Origin of the sequence: Paenibacillus sp. P32E, assembly GCF_001909085.1 — a bacterium.
Taxonomy (GTDB): domain Bacteria; phylum Bacillota; class Bacilli; order Paenibacillales; family Paenibacillaceae; genus Paenibacillus_AQ; species Paenibacillus_AQ helianthi.
In genome coordinates, this window is sequence record NZ_LVYY01000028.1 from 15,736 (window position 1) to 39,437 (window position 23,702).

Sequence of the window (23,702 nt, forward strand, 5' to 3'; positions counted from 1 at the left end):
TTAACCCTTTATCCATAGGGTTTAAAGGGGCAATAGCTTCACGGTGCACCAACGGAGGAGGACATTCATATGAGAAATAAGATGATTCGGGCTCTCGTTCTCATTCTCGCATTTTCGATTGCCGGATACGCAATTGTTCAGTATGGCGTGCTTAAAGCTAGTGATGCAGGACTTGCTTCTTTCAAATTGCAAAAGCCGAATTTTGAACTCAAACCATGGATATATGTACTATACATCCATATTTTTACCGCGATATTTGCCTTGATCATAGGACCCTTTCAACTATATATGAAGCCAACGAATGCTAGGAAACGTTGGCATCGCCTATTGGGGTATGGATATGTTCTTTCAATTACAGTTAGTGGGATCGTGAGTGTATATTTATCCCTTATTGCCACAGGAGGTTGGATTGCCGGGCTTGGGTTCATGTCGCTCGATGTATTGTGGGTTGCGACGACGCTTACTGCAACGAGAAAAATTATGGCCAAAGACATCCAAGCTCATAAAGCATGGATGCTTCGCAGTTATGCGCTTACTTTTGCAGCTGTCACGCTTCGTATCTGGTTAGCTCCGCTGGCTCTTCTGTTTGGCGATTTCGAGGTGGCCTTTCGGGTTGTCGCTTGGGTCTGTTGGATTCCTAATCTGCTCGTCATAGAAGCTGTGATTTCCAGAATGAGGTTGCGGCAGCGACAATGATTCACAACTGCCATGCCAAAATAATCCGTAAAACCGCGCATCCATGGCGCGGTTTTATTTTGCGTACGGTGGAATGTGTTCGTGCCGCGCCCCAATGACGCAGGTTCCACGATGAAAAGCGAGTATAGGAGGAAAAGCGTCTCGACTGGACGAAAGAAAAGGGAGAGGAGCGCTCAAACGGAGGATACGGAAGTGGACTTTGAAGGAAGTATGGCTAGCGGCCAAACCTATGCGATTGGGGACGTCTAGCGATGGGGCTGGACCGGATCGGACTCGTTTCCGTCAGGTTCCAGCACGGCTGAGATTCAATTACGAGAGCAGAGCAACGGAACTCAACTGATCTTAACGCACGACGGTTTGCCGGTTACGCGCAGACGTATGCATCGGGCCGGATGGAATTACTACCTAGGTCGATTAGAGCTATTCCTGCTCGGGTTGGAGCCCGGCCCTGATACGTTCGTCATATCCCCCCCCCTTTCTTAACGATAAAGAGGATATTCGCTTATCGTACTGCCTTGAAGATGTTGCAACTGAATTTGATGTCCAGGGTTTAGAATTAGATTGGACATGCCTTGCATGGGATGCTGATCTAAGATTAACTGAGGGTAGCTGGTCTTTTAAGAATTTCTCCGAAACTAACTGGAATAATGTATCCAAAACTGATGCACAGATATATCTAATTAATGCTTCGAGTTCTAATGACAAGAGCACGTCAAGGAATGGTTATTTATATTCCAAACGGAGATGAGGACGATCAAACTGCACAAGCTGCAGAAGGCAACCTATTTAATTTTTGCGGGGCTGGAACGAAAATGATACCTATGTGCAAAAAGAAGGAATCGTTCAGGATTTCGGAATATACGACAGCCCCGATGCATTTTTCTCCGCTCATCCGCAAGGGCTCAGCCCGTTCAAGAAAATAATCTATAGCAGGGTTGTACGGCATCTGATGAACCGGAATGTTGGTCGTATAAGGCAGGGATAAACTAACTGATTCTAAATGTGAAAATCTGCCTACGATTTACCCCAGGACGAAGAGTTCACGGTTACCGCAGCAGAGAGTTTGCGAACGAAATTCTGTCCGTTGTGAACCTGGGAGTCGAGGTATCATTAGTTATAGGTGGCGGGGGAATATGGCGGAGAGCTGGGGCATAGAAAGAGCAGAGGCTGACAATATCGGGATACTCGCGACGGTTGTTAACAGCTTAATGCTTCGTGGTCGCTGAACCATACATCAGGCTAAGGGCAGTTCACCATCTGGAAAAGGGCTACATTGTCATCTACAGGTATTAAATGATTGGGGAATTTCTCATATTAAACATATGAATAGGCTGTACGGGGTTGATTGAACCGTTAGCCTCAGCGACTGTACGTAAGATTTTATCACTTTAATCATTGATTGAAATACCTGCGGCTTTTAAATGTCCGTGAGTTAGAATTTTACCAAATTGAGATGCAAGTTCCTTTGGAGTATAGGAAAAATCATTTTTAACCCACCACACTACAATGCCCATAAAAGTAGATGCAATATATTGGAGTAATAATTCCTTTGAAATCTTCAATGGAGTATTATCCAAGCCAACCTCCACTGTGTTTTTTATAATTTCCTCCATTTTTGCTTGAAAACCATGAATTCTATTCTCATCCAGTAACAATGCTTTGTAAAAAGGGATATTGTCCTGAATTTTCTCCAGGATGGTTTGCATTAGTTGTTCAAGCATAGAACCGCTTACAGGAGTTTTGCTGCTTGAGCATTGCTTGAGTGTACTCTTTAGTTCTTCTATTAATTCGTCCATAGATGCATTTAATAAATCGGGTTTGTTCTGATAATGAAGGTAAAATGTATTCCGGTTAATCATCGCTTTATCGGCAATATCTTGAATCGTAATTCCTTCGTATCCCTTTTCCGTAAGAAGCTCTATAAACGCCTTTTTGATCGAATGTTTGGAGCGAATGATACGCAAATCGGTTTTTTTGTTCATTATGGCTCATTCCCTTAATTTTTTTGTTAGATATACGACATTTGAGCTGAAATTGCATTTTATCTCTCAAAATCAGAAATATTAAATATTGAATGCTGACCTTTTATTAATCATAATAAACACAAGATAAATATACAACACACTGACCATTATTTATTTTATTGACCATTAATTCTAATTAAAAGGGAGATATCAAATGAAAACTATAGCCATTGTTGGAGCAGGAGCAGGTTTAGGAATGTCCATTGCGAAGAAATTCGGACAAAACGGCTTTCGCGTAGCTCTTATTGCCCGAAATGAAGATAAGTTGAACCAGCTGGTTAGTGAATTAGAACAATTGGGAATTGAAGCTGCTCCATTTCAAGCGGACATATTAAATAAAGAAGAAATCGAGAGGGCCTTCGCCGCTATTAAAGAGAAATACGGATTTATTGATGTTCTTGAATACAGTCCAACGCCGAGCATCCACACCGTAGCGCCATCATTAGAAGTAACAGAAGAAAATGCGTTATACCAATTTCAATTTAATGTTTTAGGTGCGTTATCCAGTATTCGGCAAGTGCTGCCGGAAATGCTGGATAAGCAAAGCGGGGCCTTATTATTTACTACTGGAGGCGCTGCAATCCACCCGGTACCGATGATGGGGAATGTCGGAATTGCAATTTCAGGACTTCGTAATTATATCTTTAATTTGAACAGCGAATTAGCGGACAAAGGCGTGTACGCGGGTCACCTTTCGATCGGAATCTGGATGCAGCCGAATTCAGGAGTTCAAGACAAAATCGCTGATATTTGGTACGACATGTACACCAAAAGAGACAGAGTAGAAGAATTTATAACTGAAGATCGAGTGTGATTTTGAATAATTTATGATGAAGGAGGGTTCAATTCAAGAATATGAATATCACCATTTTTGGTGCAAGTGGTGCAATCGGACAGCTGCTAACACGATTAGCTCTAGATCACGGAGATTTCGTTACGGCATATGTTAGAAACGCCCACAAAATCAGCCTCAAACATCCCAATTTGAGCCTTGTACAAGGGGAACTTTCGAATGCTTCTACCATCGAGAAGGCAGTTGCTAAATCAGATGTCGTAATCAGCACACTAGGACCAGCATCCGATATGTCACGAAAGCTTAAAGGCACGCCGATTGCGGACGGACACGAACTGATGATTAGGGCTATGAAGAAACATAACAAAACAAGGTTAATTACACTTGCGACGCCGGCTTTGCAATCAGATGACGATAAGAAAAACATTTCGACGATACTTCCAGGTGTGTTAGCCAAAGTTTTCCTTCCAAACGGTCATGCAGAAATGAAGAAGATGGAAGGAATTATTAAACAATCGAACCTTGATTGGACAGTTGTCCGAATTATTAACCCCAATGTTAAACACAAAGGGCAATCTTATGACTATTCATTCGGAGATAAATCGGCTAAATTATCGGTTTCCAGGGAAAATGTTGCCGAAATCATGTACGCTGCCACCCGTGACAACCATATGATTAGAAAAATGCCTATCGTCTATAACAAATAAGCTCAAAAAAATGCAGTATTCACCGGTTAGTGGTTAGTGAAGGAGGCTTCGAAATGAAAATCGAGATATAGTCAGATTATGTTTGTCCATTTTGTTATATTGGTAAACGGCGGTTAGAATCTGCACTGGAGCAATTCGCTCATCAGAATGAAGTGGTGATTGAATATAGAAGCTTTGAACTTAATCCGCAAGCATCATCGTACTCAGGCAAAAATATGCATCAAATGGCCTCTGAGAAACATGGTGTGAGTATCGAGCAAGCGAAAGAGGCAAATGCTAAGCTTGGACAACAAGCGGCGATGATGGGTCTGGTGTATAATTTCGACCAAATGAAGCCCACCAATACGTTTGATGCTCATCGTCTAACCCAATATGCCAAATCGGTTGGTAAAGATAAGGAATTATCCGAGAAGCTGTTCTATTCGTATTACACGGAAGCCAAGCTGATTAGCGATCATGATACATTAGCAGATATTGCAGAATCCGTTGGAATGAATAGGGACGAGACAATGGCAGTTCTCCAGTATCCATCCAAATATGCTAACGAAGTACGTTCAGATGAAGCCACAGCAAAACAGTTGGGAATAACAGGAGCCCCTTTCTTTGTCATTGATAGAAAATATGCAATTTCCGGCGCACAACCCATTGAGATATTCTTAAGCGCCCTTAACCAAGCAGCTCAATAAATAAGCCTCGCACGAATCATCAAGAGGAGAGCCGAGTGACAAAGAAAGAATGCAAAAGCACAAACCATTGGTTTGTGCTTTTTGCCGTAGCTTAAGTGTAGTTCTTATTTTATGATCAATGGTGCTGAGTTTGACTGGCGTGTAACTTATGAGTCACAAGGAGGAAAAAATGACTGAATTACTAGCTCCAGCAGGAAATATGGAGGCTTTAAAAGCAGCAATTTCTAATGGTTGTGATGCAATATACTTAGGAATGCAAAAATTTGGTGCACGTGCATACTCATCTAATTTTGATTTTGAATCGTTAAAAGAGGCTGTTACGTATGCGCATCTGAGGGACGTTAAACTCTATGTTACAATGAATACCATCGTTTTTGAAAACGAAGTTGAAGAGATGAAAGAGCAGATACACGAATTAAATAAAATCGGTGTGGATGGTATTATCGTCCAGGACCTGACTGCTTTCGATTATATCGTTAAAAACTTTCTTGATATGGAAGCACATTGTTCCACTCAAATGGGAATAGACGATTTAGACGGAACTTTATTATTTAAAGAACTTGGTGCTAAACGAGTGGTTCTGTCCCGTGAGGTTGAGATTGAAAAAGTAAAAGAGATCAAAAGAATAGCTGAAATACCTTTAGAAATTTTTGTTCACGGTGCTTTATGTGTATCTTATTCTGGAAACTGTCTAATGTCAGGATTAATGGGCAATCGAAGCGCAAATCGCGGAAGATGTGTGGGTTCATGCCGTAAGGAGTATGAACTCATGGATAAGACAACAGGTACATCTTTAGGGAAAAACCATATTCTATCTACCAAGGACTTAAACACAATCGACTATATCGAGGATTTAAAAGAAATCGATTCTTTAAAAATCGAAGGCCGAATGAAAGTGCCTACGTATGTTGCTAATGTTGTATCCAAATATCGCATGGCCTTAGATCATAAAATAACCGACGAAGATAAAGAAAATCTGAAAAAAACATTCAATAGAACATTTACTAAAGGATATTTGTTTCACGAAGATAGGAGAAATATTACAAACATTTTAAGACCTAATCACTTTGGTTATGAAATTGGAACAATCAGCAAGATTGTTAAAGACAGATATGAAATAACACTTACACGTCCTTTAAATCAAAACGATACAATCAGAATAAGTCACAACAATGAAGATGTTAATTTAGCTGTTGCAAAACTGTACGATAAAGAGGGCGAATTAATCAACAAAGCAGACGATGTCTGCTATATCAAAATCAAAGAAAAGGTGTCTAAGGGAGATTTAGTATATAAAACGAAGGATTATTTCTATAACAAAGAATTAGAATCATCACTGGAAAAAGAATTTAAGCGGTTTAACCTCGATATTAGAGTATATGCATCTCCAGATTCAAAGCTTGTCATAGATGCGGAGGGCCTAGGCTTTAATTATTCCTATGAAAGCGAGGAAATACTAGGCGAAGCCATTAATAATCCAACAACAAAAGACCAGGTAATCAAGCAATTTTCAAGATTAAATGATACGATATTCGAACTTAATCATGTGGAATATGAAGAATGCAATGCGTTTATTCCAGCTAAACTGTTAAATGCAGCAAGAAGGGATATTGTACTGGGCTTATATGACTTGAAGCTTAACAGCCAAAAGAAACGAACCAAGGCTTTGGAAGCAAAAGAAAAAATAAGCTTTGCCCCTGAAGAACCATACCTTACCGCCTCTGTAACGACTAAGGAGCAGTACGAGGCTTGCGTAAGCTGTGGAATTAAGGAAATCTATTTTAAAAACGTTGTTAGAAGAAATCAGATTGATTATAAGGAAAAAGAAGGGCAGCTACTCATTGGAGGATATGGTGGAATTTATCACTACAGAGACACGAATCCGTTTGTTACGGACTATTCTCTAAATGTTGTTAATGCTACTAGTTGCTATGAATTATATAAATTAGGGGCAAAACGAGTCACTTTATCTTATGAATTGAATAAGAGCCAAATTGAAGATTTAAGGAATGCCTATGTTGAAGATAATGACGGCTATCCTGCGCTGGAAATGATTGTATATGGCAGGGTTCCTTTGATGTTTACTAAATATTGTCCGATGAAAAAAATGAATCAATGCAGAATTTGCAAAACGAAGAGCTATGAGTTAAAAGATGAGCACGGAACGTTCCCTATCATTTCCCATAATGATTGTACAACGACGCTCCTTAATGGGAAGACACTTAATCTTCTGGATGAGCTGCCAAACATCAAAGGAATCGAGGCGCTCAGATTAAACTTCACAGTTGAATCTAAAGAGCAAGTTGTGAAAGTCATTAATATGGCGTCAGGTAAATTAAATGGCTCAATGAATAATGCTGTCTTTAATCAGGAAACAGACACAAGAGGACATTTTAATAAAGAAATTGTGTAGTCGTGGAATTCATTAAATGTCCAAAATCTTGGGAAATACTACAAGTAAATCTGGGACAGGTGCAATTCAATCCAATCATAAGGATGACCTTCAGATGAAAATATTATTAGTTGAAGATGATAAGACGATCGCGTCGGGACTGGAATATTCGCTGCAGCAAGAGGGTTATTGGACCGTTCTCTGCCATGATGCCGCTTCAGCCCGAAAGGTGCTCGCCGAAGACATCGATCAGTTCACTTTGTGCCTGTTCGATTTACAGCTTCCAGACGGAACTGGTTATGAATTATGCAAGATGGTGAAGGAACGACGGGATATTCCGGTCATTTTCTTAACGGTGATTGATGATGAGGTCAATGTCGTGATGGGACTCGATATGGGAGCCGATGATTACATTACCAAACCTTTTCGGGTTCGCGAGCTTCTCTCCAGGATCAAATCCGTCTTGCGGAGATACCAGAAGCTGTCCCACGCCGGAGCGGTCATCGACATTGACAATGTGCGCATCCATACGCTGGAAGGCAAAGTATATAAAAACGGTGCCGAAATTTCGCTAACCGCCTTGGAATACCGCTTATTGCTGATCTTTGGCAACCACGTTGGACAGGTCCTCACCAGGAATCAGCTCTTGGAGCAAATCTGGGACGTGGCCGGCGACTTCGTGAATGACAACACGTTAACGGTCTATATCAAAAGGCTAAGGGAAAAGCTGGAGGATAATCCAGAGCAGCCGGCTCTGATCAAAACGGTACGCCGTTTAGGCTATAAGGTTGGTGATTAGATGCTGCGCAATCGGGAAAATCAAATATTATTACTCGTCATGGGCTCGATCAGCTTATCGGCGATCGTCATTGCTGCTTTCATTTCGTCCGTCGCCGCAGCCCTGGTTATTATTGTATCCGTGCTGCTTACCGGCACAGCTTTATTATTCACAAAACGGAGATATTACGAGCTAGAGAAGCTGTCCGTCTATTTGCGGGAGATTAGCAGCGGCCAGGCCTCCCTTGACCCTCGCGATAATCAAGAAGGTGAGCTTAGCATCTTAAAGAATGATATTTACAAGGTGACACGCATGCTCTCCGAGCATCGTTCGCTATTGCAGCGGGATAAGCTTCAACTGACCGATGCCATCTCCGATATTTCACATCAGCTCAAAACACCGATCACCTCTATGACAGTCATGGCAGATCTGTTAAGCGCCCCTGATCTGCCTCCACGCAAAAGAACGGAGTTCACCCATCATATTCGCATTCAGCTTGAACGGATCGATTGGCTTGTTTCATCCTTATTAAAGCTAGCGAAAATGGAAGCGGGAACTATCCCGTTCAAAAAAGATCGAATACACATGGAAACCCTAATCCAAAAGGCACTGGAGCCGGTTATGATTCCGATGGATATTAAGGGACAGACCGTTTCCATCACAGGGGATGACAGCGTCTCTTTTGCCGGCGATTTCCATTGGACTGCTGAAGCGGTTATCAATATTTTGAAAAATGGAGTGGAGCATACACCTGAGGGCGGTGCGATTACCATCACATTTTCCGACAACGTGCTATTTACGGAAATCGTTATTGCTGACAACGGAGAGGGCATTCCGAAAGAGGATTTGCCTTATATTTTCAAACGTTTTTATAAAGGAAAAAATGCTAATGAAGGAAGCATCGGTATAGGGCTTGCGATGGCTCACAGCATCATTGCAAGCCAGAACGGCGTGATTGATGTAACGAGCGACAGCGGGACTGGTACAGAGTTTCGGATCAAATTTTATAAGCATGTGATTTAACAGCACTCCGTAAGTGACTGAACTGTCACCTCCAACGTCACTGTAAAGTCATTTTGGACAGATAAAATGATATTCATCAGATGAACGATGGAGGTACAACCATGCAAGTGAAGCAGCAGCGCAAGATTACTTTTATTATCACGATAGGCTACACCCTGATTATTCTTTATTTTATGCTTTTTGCTTTCGGCAGAGCGGATAAGGTAGATCAAATCAGTCAGTACACCTTTATTTTTTTGCCGGACGGTTTTTTTAGGGTGCCGGGTCTTTCCGATCTTCTACATCCGACACTGATGGACTTGGTGGGTATTGGAAACTTTGCAGCCTTCATACCTTTTGGCATACTGTTTCCGTTGTTATACCGCACCAGCTTTGTTCGCTTCATGACAGGGTTTATCCTGTCCATTCTTGTGGTGGAGACCATCCAGGCACTAACATTCCTCGGCAGCTTTGACACGAACGACGTCATACAGAACTCATTGGGCGCTGCTATTGGATTCGGGGCGTACAAGATTGGCTTCCGTACAAAAAACTACTGGAGAAATATCGCTGCTACGGGAATTGCAAGTGCTGTCTTAATGCTCGGCGTGTGGGGGGTCTTCGGAGTAGTTGATCAAGTGTTCACCAAAGAGGTGGGCCCTTTTGTAGCGATAAACGAATGGAAAGATAGTAACGGAAATCGATTAACGGGAACCAAACAGGACAGTCTTAAGATTGGCGGTCAAGACGTGACACCCCAATATAATGTGTATGGCATCGAAGGTAAAAAGAAGGAAACATATACGTATTCGCTAGGCAATAAGGGAGAGCTGTATCTTAGCTTGAATTATGGAATTCCTGATCATAAGGATTTTCAGGGCAGCATTAAGGTTACGGTTGACGGGCATGAGCTCCTGTCTGTATCTGCAGAAGATCAGCTCCATGAGCCGGATATGAGGATCCTTTATCTCACCCGGGCTAATGAGCTTAAGATAACCATTGAGGGGAATGAAACCCTTTGGGATATTGGATATAGAGAGATGGTATATACCTGGAATTGAGCATCTAGGGAAGGGGGGATGACAATGGAGATTTTAACAATTGAAAATTTGTCCAAAATATACGGCACAGGCGAATCGGCGGTGAAGGCGCTTGATGATGTTTCCTTTTCGGTCCAAAAAGGTGAATTCGTCGTAATTATCGGACCTTCCGGATCGGGAAAATCGACACTCCTTCATATGCTGGGCGGTGTGGATCGACCGACTGGCGGGAAAGTGTATGTTCAGGATACGGATATGTATACCTTGGACGAAACGCAGCTGGCCATCTTTAGACGCAGGCAAATCGGGCTGATCTACCAGTTTTTCAATCTGATTCCCGTCCTGACGGTGGAAGAGAATATTACGCTGCCGCTCTTGCTGGATCAACAAAAGGTAGATCAAAAGCAATTGGCTGATCTTGTGAATACGTTGAATTTGCAGCATCGATTAAACCATCTGCCGAATCAGCTATCCGGCGGACAGCAGCAGCGTGTCTCGATTGGCAGGGCGATCATCGGCAATCCTGCGATCATGCTGGCCGACGAACCCACCGGGAATCTGGACAGCAGGAATAGCAGCGAGATCGTCGATTTATTGAAAATGCTGAATAAGACCTATCATCAGACACTGATCGTAATCACGCATGACGAACGGATCGCCCTGCAAGCCGACAGAATCATTTCAATCGAAGATGGGAGGATTGCCAAAGACGAGGTGATAAGGCGATGAATATTGTCAATACATTAACCATCCGGCATCTGAAGCAGAACAAGAGACGAACACTTGTGACTATTCTTGGCGTAATTATTTCGGTATCCATGATGACCGCTGTCATTACGCTTGTTTTTTCCTTTGCGGATTTAATGATCAGACAAACTATCACAGATACAGGGGAGTGGCATATTCAGTATCAAGATATATCCAAGGAACAGCTTGCGGCGATACAGGGCGATGATGCAACCAAAACGGTTGCAATCACAAGAGACCTTGGGTATGCCCCATTAGAAGGGGGACAAAATTCCAATAAGCCGTACTTGTTCATTAAGGAATATGATGTGCAAGGGTTCACACAATTTCAGATTGAAATAAGCAAGGGGCGTCTTCCGCACACGGACAAGGAGGTTGTGATCTCCGAGTCTGTTGCAACAAATGGCAAAGTGAAGTACGAAATCGGCGACCGTCTAACGCTTCGCGTCGGCGACCGATTCGAACAAGGGGGCGATCATCCCCTGGATCAGACGGAACCGCTGCGCAGGGAAGACGGCACATTGACCGAGACATTACAGCATAGCATAATTAGGGATTATACGGTGGTAGGCTTCATTAAACGTCCGGTGTCGGAAACGGCTTGGGCCCCGGGTTATACGATCATTAGCTATGTCGATGATCATATCATCGGGGGGGACGATCGGGTCGATGCGTCGGTGGTCTTGCAGCAGGTCAATCCGTTCTTGTTCGCACATGCGGAGAAGCTGGCTGAGAAAAACCAAATTGACACTGTCCAATATAATAACGATTTGCTTCGTTATTATGGCTTGTCCAGCAGCGGAGCCTCATCCAGCATGATGTTCTCATTATCGGCAATCATTATGGGGGCCATTATAATTGGCTCGGTTGGGCTCATCTATAACGCTTTTGCGATATCCGTCTCGGAACGTTCCCGCCATTTAGGGATGCTCGCGAGCGTGGGGGCGACGAAAAGGCAGAAGCGAAATTCCGTATTTTTTGAAGGTATCGTCATTGGTTTGATCAGCATTCCCATTGGCATCTTATGCGGTCTTGCCGGAATCGGAATCACCTTTTCGTTCATGAACACAATGATTGAAGGGGCATTATGGACTAGTGAAAAGCTGAGGCTTATCGTCACGCCGTTATTGCTCTTGATTACTTGTCTTGTTTCGATGCTGACGATTTTCGTTTCGGCGTATCTCCCGGCGGTTAAAGCATCTAGGGTATCTCCCATGGACGCGATTCGCCAAACCACTGACGTAAAGCTTACGGCCAAAGCAGTGAAGACGTCGAAGATCATTCGTAAGCTCTTCGGAATCGAAGCAGAAATCGGGCTGAAAAACTTAAAAAGGAACAAACGAAGACATCATGTTATTCTTTTTTCGCTTGTCATCAGCATCGTTTTGTTTTTGACGATATCGTTTTTCACGACTGGCCTGACACAATCTCTGGCATTGTCGCTGGAAGGCATCAATTACGATATTGAAGTGTCGTCCAGTAATGGAAAAAGACTAGATGACCGGTTGATGCAATCGCTTGTATCTCTGGATGGCGTCACGGAATACAACGTGAGTCATGAGTTAGTCGGGAACGCTTGGGTCGATGCAGCAAGCATCGCCGACGAGTTGCAAGAGAAGGTTAAGCAGGATAAGAGTATGCTGCAAGACGGGAAATACCCTTACGAAATTAAACTCTATGCACTGAATGATTCGAGCCTGCAAGCCTATGCCAGAGCGGTTGGCGCAGATTACGAACAGCTTACGGATCTGGATCATCCCGCCGCAATCGTGATGGATACGATTCATTACAAAGATATAGATACGGGGAAATATATTCAGACGAAGTCTATATATGCGAATATCGGTCAACATATCGAGCTAACGAGTTTTATTAATGAGAGCGGGGAAGAAACGAAGGCAAATAAAGTGATATTTGCCGCATTGACGGATAAGGCACCGATGGGGATGAGCCCGGTAGGCGTAGGTGGGTTAAATATGATCGTGTCGGAACGCGTCATGAATCGGCTGGCAGACGGCGAGGAGCTGGCTAACGCTTCGATGTACCTCCATTTGAAAAGCACGGAACCGGTGAAAACGCAGCAGGAAATTGAAGCGATGAATGAGACCAATCTGAATGTCTACAATGTATATCAATCCAGAATAAGCGAAGAACAACAGATTCTGCTGATGAACGTCTTTTCTTACGGTTTTATCGTATTAATCTCTGCGATTTCCGTTGCGAACATCTTTAATACGATCTCAACAGGGCTGGCTCTTCGCAAACGGGAATTTGCGATGCTGAAATCCGTAGGCGCGACGCCAAAGGGGTTTGCAAAAATGCTGAACTATGAGAGTGTTTTTTATGGGGTCAAGTCGCTCTTGTATGGGCTTCCTGTCAGTTTCGCCGTGATGGTTCTAATCTATAAAGCATTTGCGAACAAATTCAGCTATGGGTTCACCCTGCCCTGGATGAGCATTCTGTCTGTCATTGTGTGTGTATTTGTCATTGTCAGCTCTGCGGTTGTTTATTCCGGAGCTAAAGTAAAAAAGGAGAATATTATTGATGCATTAAAGCAAGAGAATATATGATTCACTTACTTCACCCAGAGGAGGAGACGTTACCCGACGTCACACACAATCATGCGAGTCAATCGATTGCTCTCCATGCTGCTGATCATCTCCGGTAAAGGTACGGTAACGGGCAAGGAGCTTGCCGAGCATTTCGAGGTATCCTTGCGGACGATCTACCGGGATATCGAAAAAATAGGAGAAGCCGGCATACCGGTTGCATCGTCCAGCGGCAAGGGCGGAGGATACTATATTATGGACAGCTATAATATAACCAGCCTCTTTTTAAACCAGGATGAAGCTCATACGTTTGTAGCTGTAATGAAGAATTTACACGGCTTGTTTGGCAGGAACGAAGCTTTTAATGACATCATGCTAAAGGTTGAGCATACCTATAAGCAGGAGCAAGGTAAGCACAAACTGACTCTGGATATGTCCCATTTCAGCATGGAGCAGGAAATTAAAGAGTACATGGGGATCATAAGCAAGGCCATCACGGATAACAGGCTGCTGGTGTTCGACTATATCAACAGGGATATGGAATACCTGGAGCGAACGGTAGAGCCAAGCTGGATTGACTTTCGCCACGGCCATTGGTACGTGATAGGTTTTTGCCGGGTCAGAGAGGACTACCGCAGATTCAAGCTCGTGCGGATCAAGCAACTGAAGCAGGGACCGCCTTTTGCAAAAAGAGAGCTGCCCGATGACCGAATCGCCGAGGTCATTGAGCACAGCTATTCGCAGCGGGACATACAGGTTGTGCTCAGATTCACTTCGCGAATTGGCGCGCAGCTTACTGAGTACTTTCAGAAAGAGAAAATTAGCCGGGGTGAAGATGGCTTCTATCTCGTTAGGGATACTTTTCCTCATGAGGAGGGCCTGCTGAAATTCATTCTAAGCTTCGGCAAGGAGTGCGAGCTGCTGGAGCCTCGTGAATTACGGGCGGAGCTTCAGCAATATATGCAAAATATGCTTCTATCCTACAATGACTGACGCCCTGGTGTCAGTCATTGTGTTCTATAGTGGGGATATCGGCGGAAAGAATACATACCGCCCGCTATAACTAGGCTAGGAGTGAACCGACTAAATGAAAGCCAGCATTTTGGACGATGATTTCAATGAATGGGGTACGGAGGACACACGAACAGAACTGATACGGAAGCTGCAAAGATTGGAGGAGGAACGTTATATCCTGCGTGAGGGAGAAAGGTTACAAGACTTTACCTGTCTGATGCTGCGACATATTGGCGATCCGGAGCCTGTGCTCCGTGAGCATATCTATTCGATTTTTTACATATGGCTGAAGCGCGATAATAAGTTCTCCTGTGAGGAAATGTGGAAACTTTTGGCTGTTCTAATGGATGACCGGCATTTGTTCTATCGGATTGGAAGCGAGGGTGACCAAAGTGTGCTTACCAGGGCGTTCTCGGTTCTGCCTGTCGCTCTTATTGTGCAGCGGGACAGGAACAATCCATTCTTGACTCCGGATGAGTTCCAGCATCTAAAGCATTCGCTGCTTCGCTACTACCAGGAGGAGAAGGACCTGCGCGGTTATCTGGCAGTCGAAGGCTGGGCTCATGCTGCGGCTCATGGGGCAGATGCCCTGGAGGAGCTGATCCGCTGTCGGGAAAGCGATAATGTGTTGCAGCGCGAGGTGCTGGAGGCGGTTAAAGGGATGCTGCATAACGGTGTGCGGATTTTTGACGAGGAGGAAGACGAGCGCATGGCCAGCATTGTGGACACGATGATTAGCGAAGCACTGCTTCCGCAGCAGGAGATTGCCGACTGGATTCATTGCTTGTCGAAGTGTACGGAATGGCCGGATACGCGCACGCAGAGAATCGCCAGAGTAAACGGGAAAAATTTCGTACGCAGCCTGTATTTCAGAACAAGGGTCCGGAATGACGGAAATAATCTTATTCTTAACGGCGCCATGCTGACGGCTGAAGCTAAATTAAACCGTTTTAATGAGGCTAATTAAGAAGTGCGCTAGAAATAATACATATGGAGGTAATTAAGTTTGAGTACCCACTACTATTTCAGTTGGTTTAATGAATTTTTTCCGGAGAAGCTGGTCCATTGTTTGCAGGAGGATATACAAGACAGACAATCGCTTGTTATGATTAGTGCTGACCCGTCTGGTTATACAGATGAGCCAATTAACTTTGATGATATCTCTGAATGGACATGGCTGAATCAGGCTAATATTATTTTTGATGAATATCATTTCATTGATTACCGCATGCAGAAGGAAGATGCCCGGCGATTCATTCAGAACGCTTCCGTCATTTTTTTATGCGGCGGTTATCCTGGTTTGCAGAAGGATTTCTTGGCGGATTATGAATTAGCGGACATTATTAAGAACAGCAATGCCATTATACTGGGTGCCAGCGCCGGTGCGCTAAACATGTCTGCTCAATGGTTAAGCTTGAATGACACGGACCATGAAGTTGAAACAGGTACTATTTATGAAGGTATGGGCTTTGATCAATTTGCCTATGAATCTCATTCTAAACGGGGCTACGACACGTTTGTTCAAGGCTACCTGTTCCCCTTGTCTGAAGAGATTGATGTCTATGCGGCAGAACAGGAGAGCGCTATACGGGTAAAGGACGGCAAAATCGAAACAATGGGTCCTATATATTTAATTTCCCGCTCAAAGATTCAGAAATTGGTTGAGACGCTCTTCCTGAATTTTTCGGAAAAGGCTTTTATTTTATCCAAGAAAATTCCTTTCAGTTGATCGGAACCTTCTTTCGGTGCAGCATAAGCCTTATAACCGCCAAATGATTCAATGCAGACAGCGGCTTCTCTCAGATCAGCGGGGATATTCCGGTCTATTATTTCTTTTGTCTCCTTTTGCTTCTCATTGCAAATGAAGTATCCCATTCTTTTCTAAAGCAATTCATTATGATTTTTTTTGATAAAGTCGCGAATGGGTTTGTATATTTTCCCGTCCCTGACTCCTGCACCCAAAATGATGTAATCAAAATCCCCGATATTAGGCTTCTCCAGTTCTATATTACAAAGGGTACAATCCGAAATCTCTTCTGCTAAAATTTTTATACATTGTTCTGTTGCCCCTGTTTTCGTAGCATATACAACTAGTACTGCCATTTGACTCATCCTTTGTCATTTAGAATATGAATCTGTTCCTCTAGAACGAACGGTAACCAAAATGTGGTCAAGTTTTCCCGTGATATTAGAGAGGCCTGTGTTAAAAATGGGGGGATTCGCCCAGCTCTGTCACGGCAAGTCAGCGTCTTTACGTAAAATGCGCCCAGGCGATTGGATGATCTACTATTCCCCACGCACGGAAATCACGAAAGGTGAACCACTCCAAGCGTTCACAGCAATCGGAGAAGTGGCTGATGATAGAGTCTACGAATATCCGATGTCCGAATCGTTTGTGCCATTCCGCAGAAATATCAGCTATATATCATGCCAGGAAGTAAAGATTAGAGATCTATTAGAGCAGCTTAGCTTTACGCGCGGGAACCGAAACTGGGGGTATTCCTTCCGCTACGGCCATTTTGAAATCGGACGCGAGGACTTTCTGATCATTGCCAGTGCGATGCTTGAGCCAAGCTTGCAGATAGAATGTTTTTGAACTTGTCTCTTCAGACAGCGCGGGGAACCGTATCATAAGTAGGGCGGAATTTTTATAGCTGCAATAATAGCTTTGGGAATTCAAGTTTCTTAAGGTCTGCAGGTTATGTGAGCTTGGAAACCTAACTCTTTATACGTAGAAATAAAGGATGATAGTAGCCAAAACAGTTGAATAGTTTGTGCTGAAGTGTTGCCACCTTGTCGTAGCTCATTGAGTTCAGACAGGACCCTACTCTTTGAAATATAGTTTACCACAATGTAAATATGGCTTGTTGCATTAGGATGATTCAGCGTTTTGATTTTTAAGTCTGTTGTTTCAATGCATAGCATAAGATAGCATATTTGGCCTTGATCGGAAATATTTGTTTATGGCTAGTTTGGGTGAACCATACCACAAATAGTGGTAAAGCGGAAAGTTGAGTTGAGGGTTGAAGCTTCAATGCTAAATCTATTAAGAAGCGCGTTAAGACCTAACTCATGTGGAATTGGTCATATATGCCGAGACGAGACCTTTATCAGGAATAGTTCTCCACCATTTGATATAAATAATTTCGAAAGTCTTCAAGATAGGTTTTGGGCTCTACAACTTTTAGATGAGTGCCAAAGCTTGCTAAAAGTTGAAATCCCAAATAATTTTGAGGGACATATATGGTTGCTAATAAAAGTCCAGAACCATGGTCTTCAATACTTCGTCGACCATACCTTTCGATGATTTGATCTTTTATGCTAGGCGATATCCATGCCTTAATCGTGACGAATTGCGGTAGATAACTTGCTTCGTGTCCTTGCTCAGACCAATCGTCTCTAGGATGAAACGCGCGTTCATCCATAGTAATATGATCGATCCGGGATAACTTGAATGTTCGAGACCCCTGTCGATGTAAACAGAATCCTTTCAAGTACCAACTCGATTCGCTAAAATGCAGCTCATAGGGCTCAACCATTCTATCCGTTACAGCCCCGTCTTTATCTGTATAATCAAACGAAACCAGCCTTTTCTTTGATATGGATTCTTGACATGTCTTTAAGGTTTCAAGAATCTCGGACCGACCTTCCCAATCATAAAACGACAGTTGAATGGAACGATTCAGAGACAATGGACTAACCATTGCCTCTATTTTTTTTATCGTTCTTTCCACTTCTTCAGTAAGGAGGAGTTGTTCCAATCCGCCGAGCGCAGCCAATATATTCTGTAAATCGGAGCTGCTTAGAAGGCGTTTATCGACCTTGTATTCGTCCATTATGCCGTAGCCGCCTTTGACGCCAATGACAGAGTAGATCGGGATGTTACATAAGCTCAATGTTTCCATATCGCGAAGGATCGTTCTTTTGGAAACATGGAATAGTTGTGAGAATTCCGTTGTAGAAACAATCTCTTTCCTCAGCAATATCATGATAATCGAAATGAGTCTCTCCACTTTGTCCATAATTGCCCTCTTTTTTCTACATGAATTCAGAACGGTGACAATAAGATGTCACCGTTTATCCATTATACTACATGTATCACAAGAAGGAGGTTTTGATTTAATGTTTAATCCAACCGATTTTCCCAAGCCCACCCTTATCTCAGTCAATGGTGTGGAACTCGAAGTGTTTGAAGCAGGCCGAGAAAACGCTGGAAAACCTATTGTACTCTGCCACGGCTGGCCAGAGCATGCCTTTTCTTGGCGCCATCAGATGGCCGCCCTTGCCGCAGCGGGCTACCATGTCATCGTCCCCAACCAGCGGGGTTACAGCAACTCATCCCGTCCGCCCGAAGTAACAGACTATGACATTGAACACTTGTCAGGTGATCTCATCGCGCTTCTCGATCACTATGGATACGAGGATGCTACCTTTGTCGGTCATGACTGGGGTGCATTTGTCGTTTGGGGACTGACCTTGTTGCATCCAAACCGCGTCAATAAAGTGATAAATCTGAGCTTGCCTTACCAAGAGCGCGGAGAAAAACCCTGGATCGAGTTCATGGAAGAAATACTTGGCGGCGATTTCTATTTCGTCCACTTCAATCGACAGCCAGGCGTCGCGGACGCCGTATTCGAAGACAATACATACAGGTTCCTTCGCAACCTGTACCGGAAGAACGAGCCTCTCAGAGCACCTGAGCCAGGTATGGCGTTGATCAATCTCGCCAGAGCAGAAACACCGCTCGGTGAGCCCGTAATGAGCGAAAGTGAGCTGGCCGTTTACGTCTCCGCTTTTGAAACATCAGGATTCACGGGCAGCATAAATTGGTACAGGAACCTTGACCGCAACTGGCGGTTATTGGCGAAAGTGAACCCAATCATCCAGCAGCCGACCCTCATGATCTACGGCGACCGGGATGTGGTTGCGAAGTCTGAAAACCTGACAAAGTTCGTGCCCTATGTGGAAGTGGTCAATCTGGATTGCGGTCATTGGATCCAGGAAGAAAAGCCGGAAGAAACAAACCAAGCGATTTTGAGATGGCTGGAACAGCAGAATGCCATCTAGTCCCAAGAGCGTTTCAAGGCTGAGCCTGCCCTACGGCTTGACCGGAGGGTGGAATGAGACGCGGCCACCGTCTTTGAGGTGACTGATTGGGCACCGCAACCCCGGTTGGGCTAGTACGTGTCTTCTAATGGTGTGGCGGTCGTGAGCCATGCGGGCGGCGTACGGTGTGGTCAGCGTGTTGAAGGAGGGCAAGGGGCATGATCAGGCTCATGGGTCTGATCTCCGAGTACTTCGTCGCTTGGATAGAAGTGGACTCGATCCCGCCGCACGCGGTGCACGGCGGTACAATACTTGTATAACAACATTCCTAGCAATCTACCGGCTGACACAGTGCAAGCCGCGATGATGCTGAATAGAGTCGCTTAGCAAGCAAAACATAGAAGGACAATAAGGGCACCCTAAGAGGGTGCTTCTTGATTTCGCGCTATTAAAAACACATAGAAAAAACAACAAATGATTTCGCGTTAGAGATGATACGGTGAACCGTATCATAAGTAGGGGCAAGTTTTTTGCTGACTTTTTTGTGCAGAGAATGCACGGCATTCACTTCTTATCTCCGATAAAATTTATCTTGAAGGGAGGGAAAACGATGGATTGGTTGGACAGGATGATTAGCGCCATGGAATATATCGAAGCAAATCTGGCGGACAATATCTCATATGATGAAATAGATCAGAGAGCCTGTTGCTCTACTTATCATTTTCAAAGAATGTTTCCGTATATTACTGGAGTATCGTTATCTGAATACATCCGACGTAGACGGTTGACATTGGCATCATTTGAACTGCAGACAACGAATGCAAAGGTTATAGATATTAGAGTATATGCATGTCCAGATTCAAAGCTTTTCATAGATGCGGAGGGCTTAGGCTTTAATTATTCATATGAAAGCGAGGAAATACTAGGCGAAGCCATTAATAATCCAACAACGAAAGACCAGGTAATCAAGCAATTTTCAAGATTAAATGATACTATATTCGAACTTAATCATGTGGAATATGAAGAATGCAATGCGTTTATTCCAGCTAAACTGTTAAATGCAGCAAGAAGAGATATTGTACTGGGCTTATATGACTTAAAGCTTAACAGCCAAAAGAAAAGAACCAAGGCTTTGAAAGCAAAAGAAAAAATAAGCTTTGCCCCTGAAAAACCATACCTTACGGCCTCTGTAACGACTAAGGAGCAGTACGATGCTTGCGTGAGCTGTGGAATTAAGGAAATCTATTTTAAAAACGTTGTTAGAAGAAATCAGATTGATTATAAGGAAAAAGAAGGGCAGCTACTCATCGGAGGATATGGTGGGATTTATCACTACAGAGAAACGAATCCGTTTGTTACGGACTATTCTCTAAATGTTGTTAATGCTACTAGTTGCTATGAATTATATAAATTAGGTGCAAAACGAGTCACTTTATCCTATGAATTGAATAAGAGCCAAATTGAAGATTTAATGAATGCCTATGTTGAAGAAAATGACGGCTATCCTGCACTAGAAATGATTGTATACGGTAGGGTTCCTTTGATGTTTACAAAATATTGTCCGATGAAAAAAATGAATCAATGCAGAATTTGCAAAACGAAGAGCTATGAGTTAAAAGATGAGCAAGGAACGCTCCCTATCATTTCCCATGATGATTGTACAACGACTCTCCTTAATGCGAGGACGCTTAATCTTCTGGATGAGCTACCAAACCTCAAAGGAATCGAGGCACTTAGATTAAACTTCACAGTGGAATCCAAAGAGCAGGTTGTGAAAGTCATTAATATGGCGTCAGGTAAATTAAATGGCTCAATGAATAATGCTGTCTTTAATCAGGAAACAGACACAAGAGGACATTTTAATAAAGAGATTGTGTAGGTAGCCAAAGGGATGGTTCTGGCGATATGATGGCGGGAGCGAAACCAACAGCGGCAGCGGTCAGATTATGGCGTACATAAATGCCCGGACGGCAGACTCTGCGATTGGGGTATTCCGCGTACAGAGTGGTCATTGAACATAAAGAGTATTTGTTCTCTGGTGTTGGACTAATCCATCAACGAAATAATCAATTTTGCATGTTGGTTCATCGTGGAAATGATTTTCGTATTGCTGGCCCGTGTATCGCTGTCTTCCTACTAATCGTTCAGCTTAACATAAAAGAACAAGAAAGAGCTGCCCAGTACTGGGCGGCTCTAAAACTTGCCGCTTCAACCATCGCAGTGAACGTGTCAGAAGTAAGGAAAAGTCTTTTTGAGAGGCCGACTGCTTTTCAGCAGAAATCCCCTTATCGTTGAATCTACATTGGTTAGTTGTAGAAATCTTAGGATCGAAGTAACCTTCGAATTTAAGGACGATAGACTAGGTCCAAAACATCGAACTTCCAAGTTAAGATGCTTAGGTAGTCCTCAAATTACATCACCTCTAACTCCTGCCCATCCCCGTTAACGATATAATTCAGCTCGCCAACAAATACCACAATCTCCAGCCCAGGATTAAAATCCTTATGTATCAGCAGCAAAAGATCAATTAACGATATCTCTGAACCCAGCTCTACCTTGTGTCCCTGGAAGAAGCTGTTCCAGGCCATCCCGGTAGCGGGCATGTTCTTCGGCGCGTATACGAACCGCAAAGCGCTGGAAGAGGTAGCCGAGGCCGCGCGGATGCTGTATCGTAAAAAAAGGATTTTGGAGAGATTGGCGCAGGGCGGGAAGAGTGCGGAGTGAATAGCGAAAGAGTTAAGGGATGAAGGAATAGTGAGGCCTTCAATTTCGTTCTATAGATGTTACGGTGAACCGTATCATAAGTAGCGGCTAACTTCCAGTGAGCTGTAAAACCAAAAAGAATAGAGGCAAAGTGCTTTCAATGTGTCAAAAAGTAGTCACTACAACTCACTTTTCGCGAAGGGAAAATTACTATGTCGCATACCGATATCGTGGCCGAACACGCTGCCATTCGCAACTGTTTATCCCGGTATCGCCTGCCTCTTTATTATTCCAAACCGGTTCTGGCTCATATCTGAAAAATCCCTCTTTAGAGTTGAATCGACAGACTATTCCTAAATCCCCATCCTCCAGCACAACTCCTTAAAAACCTCAGTCGACCGTCTAAGCACTCTCTTCATATCCTCATCTTGTATCATATCTCCCCCCTCCCATTCCCCGTTAACGATATAATTCAACTCACCCAAAAACACTACAATCTCAAGCCCAGGGTTGTAATCCGTATGTGCAAGCAGCGTAAGATCAATTAATGATATCTCTGTACCAAACTCTGTCCTATGCTCATAGATGCATAAAGCACGAATCATGGAGATGAGTGCTGAATGACATAGAAAGAACGCAGTTTTATATTGCTTGTGATTTTTCATGATATGAGCTAACTTCATGTGATATTGAGCAAGCTCTGTATAGTCGTTGATTTTCTCTTGCATGCTTCTTCCCATAGTGAAGACCTCCCACACCGAGTTTGGAAAAGTATTACACTATTATAATACTTATAAATATTAAAATATATAATGATATTTATTTATTGGTGTTTACCTTTAGGAAACTTGTCTACACTTTTGACATGGAGAGGTGAATACCGTGATGGATAAAGAAATATTGAAGCTCGTAGGAACCCGGATTCGGGCTCTTCGGAAAGAGCGGGGCTTATCGCAGGAAGCGCTTGGGGAGAAAGGCGGATTTCATTTTTCATACATAGGGCAGATTGAACGTGGTGAGAAGAATGTTTCTTTATTGAATTTACATAAGATAGCAGAATCGCTTGAAGTTAATTTAGTTCAGCTGTTTGCGTATCAGAATGAGGATTTCTTGATTACCTCAGCAGAGAGCGATATTCAGGATATCGTAAGTATGCTTCGTGATTCCAATGATGAGAAGATACGTGTGGCTAAAAATGTGCTAAAAGAATTATTATGAAGCAAGGCAAGGGGCTGTCCCATAAGTGGATTTTCTATGACTTAGACAGCTTTCTTCATTCTTAAGACCTCAAAAAGTGAGCAAAGCAGCGATTCTCCCGTTATTGGAGGATCGCTGATCTGTGTTTTTGGTCATTGGCAGCTTGCTTCAGCAGATTATGAGCAAGTGAAAGCCACCCGACTTCAAGCGTCACTTTTTCCATGCCGCGAAGCAGAAACCTCCGGAAGCCCCGGTTGTTCTTCAGTTGTCCAAACACGCTTTCTGGTTCTGTCATTCGGCGGACGGCCAAGGCATAACCTTCTTCACT

23 protein-coding genes and 5 pseudogenes are annotated in these 23,702 nt (G+C 43.5%); 22 read left to right on the forward strand and 6 right to left on the reverse strand.

The genetic code is table 11. The annotated features are described in order from the left end of the window. Positions 1-69 precede the first annotated feature (69 nt). From A3848_RS22220 to A3848_RS31430, 4 genes and pseudogenes are all read left to right on the forward strand, one after another. Positions 70-696: a DUF2306 domain-containing protein gene (locus A3848_RS22220; protein WP_074087040.1), complete on the forward strand. Its 627-nt coding sequence runs from the start codon at positions 70-72 to the stop codon at positions 694-696. A gap of 264 nt (positions 697-960) precedes the next feature. Further along, positions 961-1,179 (forward strand): annotated as a pseudogene (locus A3848_RS33460) (SRPBCC family protein); the annotation flags it as partial. 13 nt (positions 1,180-1,192) lie between these two features. Further along, on the forward strand, positions 1,193-1,444 hold the full coding sequence (locus A3848_RS33465; RefSeq protein WP_371915984.1) for a DNA/RNA helicase domain-containing protein: 252 nt from the start codon (positions 1,193-1,195) through the stop codon (positions 1,442-1,444). A gap of 242 nt (positions 1,445-1,686) precedes the next feature. Continuing rightward, positions 1,687-1,980 (forward strand): annotated as a pseudogene (locus A3848_RS31430) (hypothetical protein); the annotation flags it as partial. 104 nt (positions 1,981-2,084) lie between these two features. On the opposite strand, the gene A3848_RS22240 reads toward A3848_RS31430, so the two are convergent. Continuing rightward, entirely contained in the window at positions 2,085-2,678 is a 594-nt protein-coding gene (locus A3848_RS22240; RefSeq protein ID WP_074087041.1) for a TetR/AcrR family transcriptional regulator, read from the reverse strand. A gap of 196 nt (positions 2,679-2,874) precedes the next feature. Here A3848_RS22240 and A3848_RS22245 point away from each other — a divergent pair, with 196 nt between their 5' ends. The 12 genes and pseudogenes from A3848_RS22245 to A3848_RS22300 all read left to right on the forward strand — a co-directional run bounded on the left by A3848_RS22245 (position 2,875) and on the right by A3848_RS22300 (position 16,157). Continuing rightward, positions 2,875-3,534: an SDR family NAD(P)-dependent oxidoreductase gene (locus A3848_RS22245; RefSeq protein ID WP_074087043.1), complete on the forward strand. Its 660-nt coding sequence runs from the start codon at positions 2,875-2,877 to the stop codon at positions 3,532-3,534. 41 nt (positions 3,535-3,575) lie between these two features. After that, entirely contained in the window at positions 3,576-4,220 is a 645-nt protein-coding gene (locus A3848_RS22250) for an NAD(P)-dependent oxidoreductase (protein WP_074087045.1), read from the forward strand. Positions 4,221-4,303: 83 nt separating this feature from the next. After that, positions 4,304-4,906: pseudogene (locus tag A3848_RS22255) on the forward strand (DsbA family oxidoreductase); the annotation flags it as partial. A 169-nt stretch (positions 4,907-5,075) separates the two neighbouring features. Next, a complete protein-coding gene (locus A3848_RS22260) occupies positions 5,076-7,319 on the forward strand; it encodes a U32 family peptidase (RefSeq protein WP_074087047.1) in 2,244 nt (747 codons plus the stop codon). Between the two features lie 94 nt (positions 7,320-7,413). After that, positions 7,414-8,097, forward strand: coding sequence for a response regulator transcription factor (locus tag A3848_RS22265; RefSeq protein ID WP_074087072.1), 684 nt, complete (start codon positions 7,414-7,416; stop codon positions 8,095-8,097). Next, complete coding sequence (locus A3848_RS22270) at positions 8,098-9,099, forward strand: sensor histidine kinase (RefSeq protein ID WP_074087049.1); 1,002 nt, start codon at positions 8,098-8,100, stop codon at positions 9,097-9,099. Between the two features lie 101 nt (positions 9,100-9,200). Beyond that, positions 9,201-10,139: a VanZ family protein gene (locus A3848_RS22275; protein ID WP_074087050.1), complete on the forward strand. Its 939-nt coding sequence runs from the start codon at positions 9,201-9,203 to the stop codon at positions 10,137-10,139. A gap of 24 nt (positions 10,140-10,163) precedes the next feature. After that, positions 10,164-10,847 (forward strand): ABC transporter ATP-binding protein, encoded by a 684-nt coding sequence (locus tag A3848_RS22280; RefSeq protein WP_039295964.1) that lies wholly within the window; start codon positions 10,164-10,166, stop codon positions 10,845-10,847. Continuing rightward, positions 10,844-13,435, forward strand: coding sequence for an FtsX-like permease family protein (locus A3848_RS22285; RefSeq protein ID WP_074087052.1), 2,592 nt, complete (start codon positions 10,844-10,846; stop codon positions 13,433-13,435). Before A3848_RS22280 ends, A3848_RS22285 begins: the two co-directional genes overlap by 4 nt. 51 nt (positions 13,436-13,486) lie before the next feature. Further along, positions 13,487-14,407, forward strand: a complete 921-nt coding sequence (locus A3848_RS22290) for a helix-turn-helix transcriptional regulator (protein WP_074087053.1) — start codon at positions 13,487-13,489, stop codon at positions 14,405-14,407. A gap of 94 nt (positions 14,408-14,501) precedes the next feature. After that, the gene (locus tag A3848_RS22295) at positions 14,502-15,395 is read left to right on the forward strand and encodes a DUF2785 domain-containing protein (protein ID WP_074087054.1); all 894 of its coding nucleotides are present in this window, start codon (positions 14,502-14,504) and stop codon (positions 15,393-15,395) included. Positions 15,396-15,434: 39 nt separating this feature from the next. Then, positions 15,435-16,157 carry a type 1 glutamine amidotransferase family protein gene (locus A3848_RS22300; protein ID WP_074087056.1) on the forward strand — a complete coding sequence of 241 codons (723 nt, stop codon included), beginning with the start codon at positions 15,435-15,437 and terminating at the stop codon, positions 16,155-16,157. Positions 16,158-16,309: 152 nt separating this feature from the next. Here A3848_RS22300 and A3848_RS33095 read toward each other — a convergent pair whose 3' ends face one another. After that, positions 16,310-16,540, reverse strand: coding sequence for a flavodoxin domain-containing protein (locus tag A3848_RS33095; RefSeq protein ID WP_256702529.1), 231 nt, complete (start codon positions 16,538-16,540; stop codon positions 16,310-16,312). Positions 16,541-16,637: 97 nt separating this feature from the next. Here A3848_RS33095 and A3848_RS22310 point away from each other — a divergent pair, with 97 nt between their 5' ends. Continuing rightward, complete coding sequence (locus A3848_RS22310) at positions 16,638-17,024, forward strand: EVE domain-containing protein (protein ID WP_371915968.1); 387 nt, start codon at positions 16,638-16,640, stop codon at positions 17,022-17,024. Positions 17,025-17,538: 514 nt separating this feature from the next. Here the strand turns inward: A3848_RS22310 and A3848_RS22315 are convergent. Then, a complete protein-coding gene (locus A3848_RS22315) occupies positions 17,539-18,450 on the reverse strand; it encodes a helix-turn-helix transcriptional regulator (RefSeq protein WP_074087058.1) in 912 nt (303 codons plus the stop codon). Positions 18,451-18,550: 100 nt separating this feature from the next. Between A3848_RS22315 and A3848_RS22320 the strand changes: the two genes are divergently transcribed. The 3 genes and pseudogenes from A3848_RS22320 (at position 18,551) to A3848_RS22325 (ending at position 21,353) form a co-directional block, all read left to right on the forward strand. After that, positions 18,551-19,495 (forward strand): alpha/beta fold hydrolase, encoded by a 945-nt coding sequence (locus A3848_RS22320; protein WP_074087059.1) that lies wholly within the window; start codon positions 18,551-18,553, stop codon positions 19,493-19,495. Positions 19,496-20,084: 589 nt separating this feature from the next. Then, positions 20,085-20,552 (forward strand): annotated as a pseudogene (locus A3848_RS33470) (U32 family peptidase); the annotation flags it as partial. A gap of 54 nt (positions 20,553-20,606) precedes the next feature. Then, on the forward strand, positions 20,607-21,353 hold the full coding sequence (locus A3848_RS22325) for a U32 family peptidase (protein ID WP_371916097.1): 747 nt from the start codon (positions 20,607-20,609) through the stop codon (positions 21,351-21,353). 532 nt (positions 21,354-21,885) lie between these two features. On the opposite strand, the gene A3848_RS33100 is transcribed toward A3848_RS22325, so the two are convergent. Next, complete coding sequence (locus tag A3848_RS33100; protein ID WP_256702532.1) at positions 21,886-22,077, reverse strand: hypothetical protein; 192 nt, start codon at positions 22,075-22,077, stop codon at positions 21,886-21,888. On the opposite strand from A3848_RS33100, the pseudogene A3848_RS33105 reads away from it, so the two are divergent. After that, positions 22,040-22,198, forward strand: a pseudogene (locus tag A3848_RS33105) (EcsC family protein); the annotation flags it as partial. The gene A3848_RS33100 and the pseudogene A3848_RS33105 sit on opposite strands and share 38 nt — an antisense overlap. Positions 22,199-22,530: 332 nt before the next feature. Here A3848_RS33105 and A3848_RS22340 read toward each other — a convergent pair. Continuing rightward, on the reverse strand, positions 22,531-22,917 hold the full coding sequence (locus A3848_RS22340; protein ID WP_074087065.1) for a hypothetical protein: 387 nt from the start codon (positions 22,915-22,917) through the stop codon (positions 22,531-22,533). Positions 22,918-23,059: 142 nt separating this feature from the next. Between A3848_RS22340 and A3848_RS22345 the strand changes: the two genes are divergently transcribed. Continuing rightward, positions 23,060-23,395, forward strand: a complete 336-nt coding sequence (locus A3848_RS22345) for a helix-turn-helix domain-containing protein (RefSeq protein WP_074087067.1) — start codon at positions 23,060-23,062, stop codon at positions 23,393-23,395. 100 nt (positions 23,396-23,495) lie between these two features. Here A3848_RS22345 and A3848_RS22350 read toward each other — a convergent pair. Further along, on the reverse strand, positions 23,496-23,702 hold a 207-nt coding region (locus A3848_RS22350), incomplete at its 5' end, for a transposase (RefSeq protein WP_178382058.1).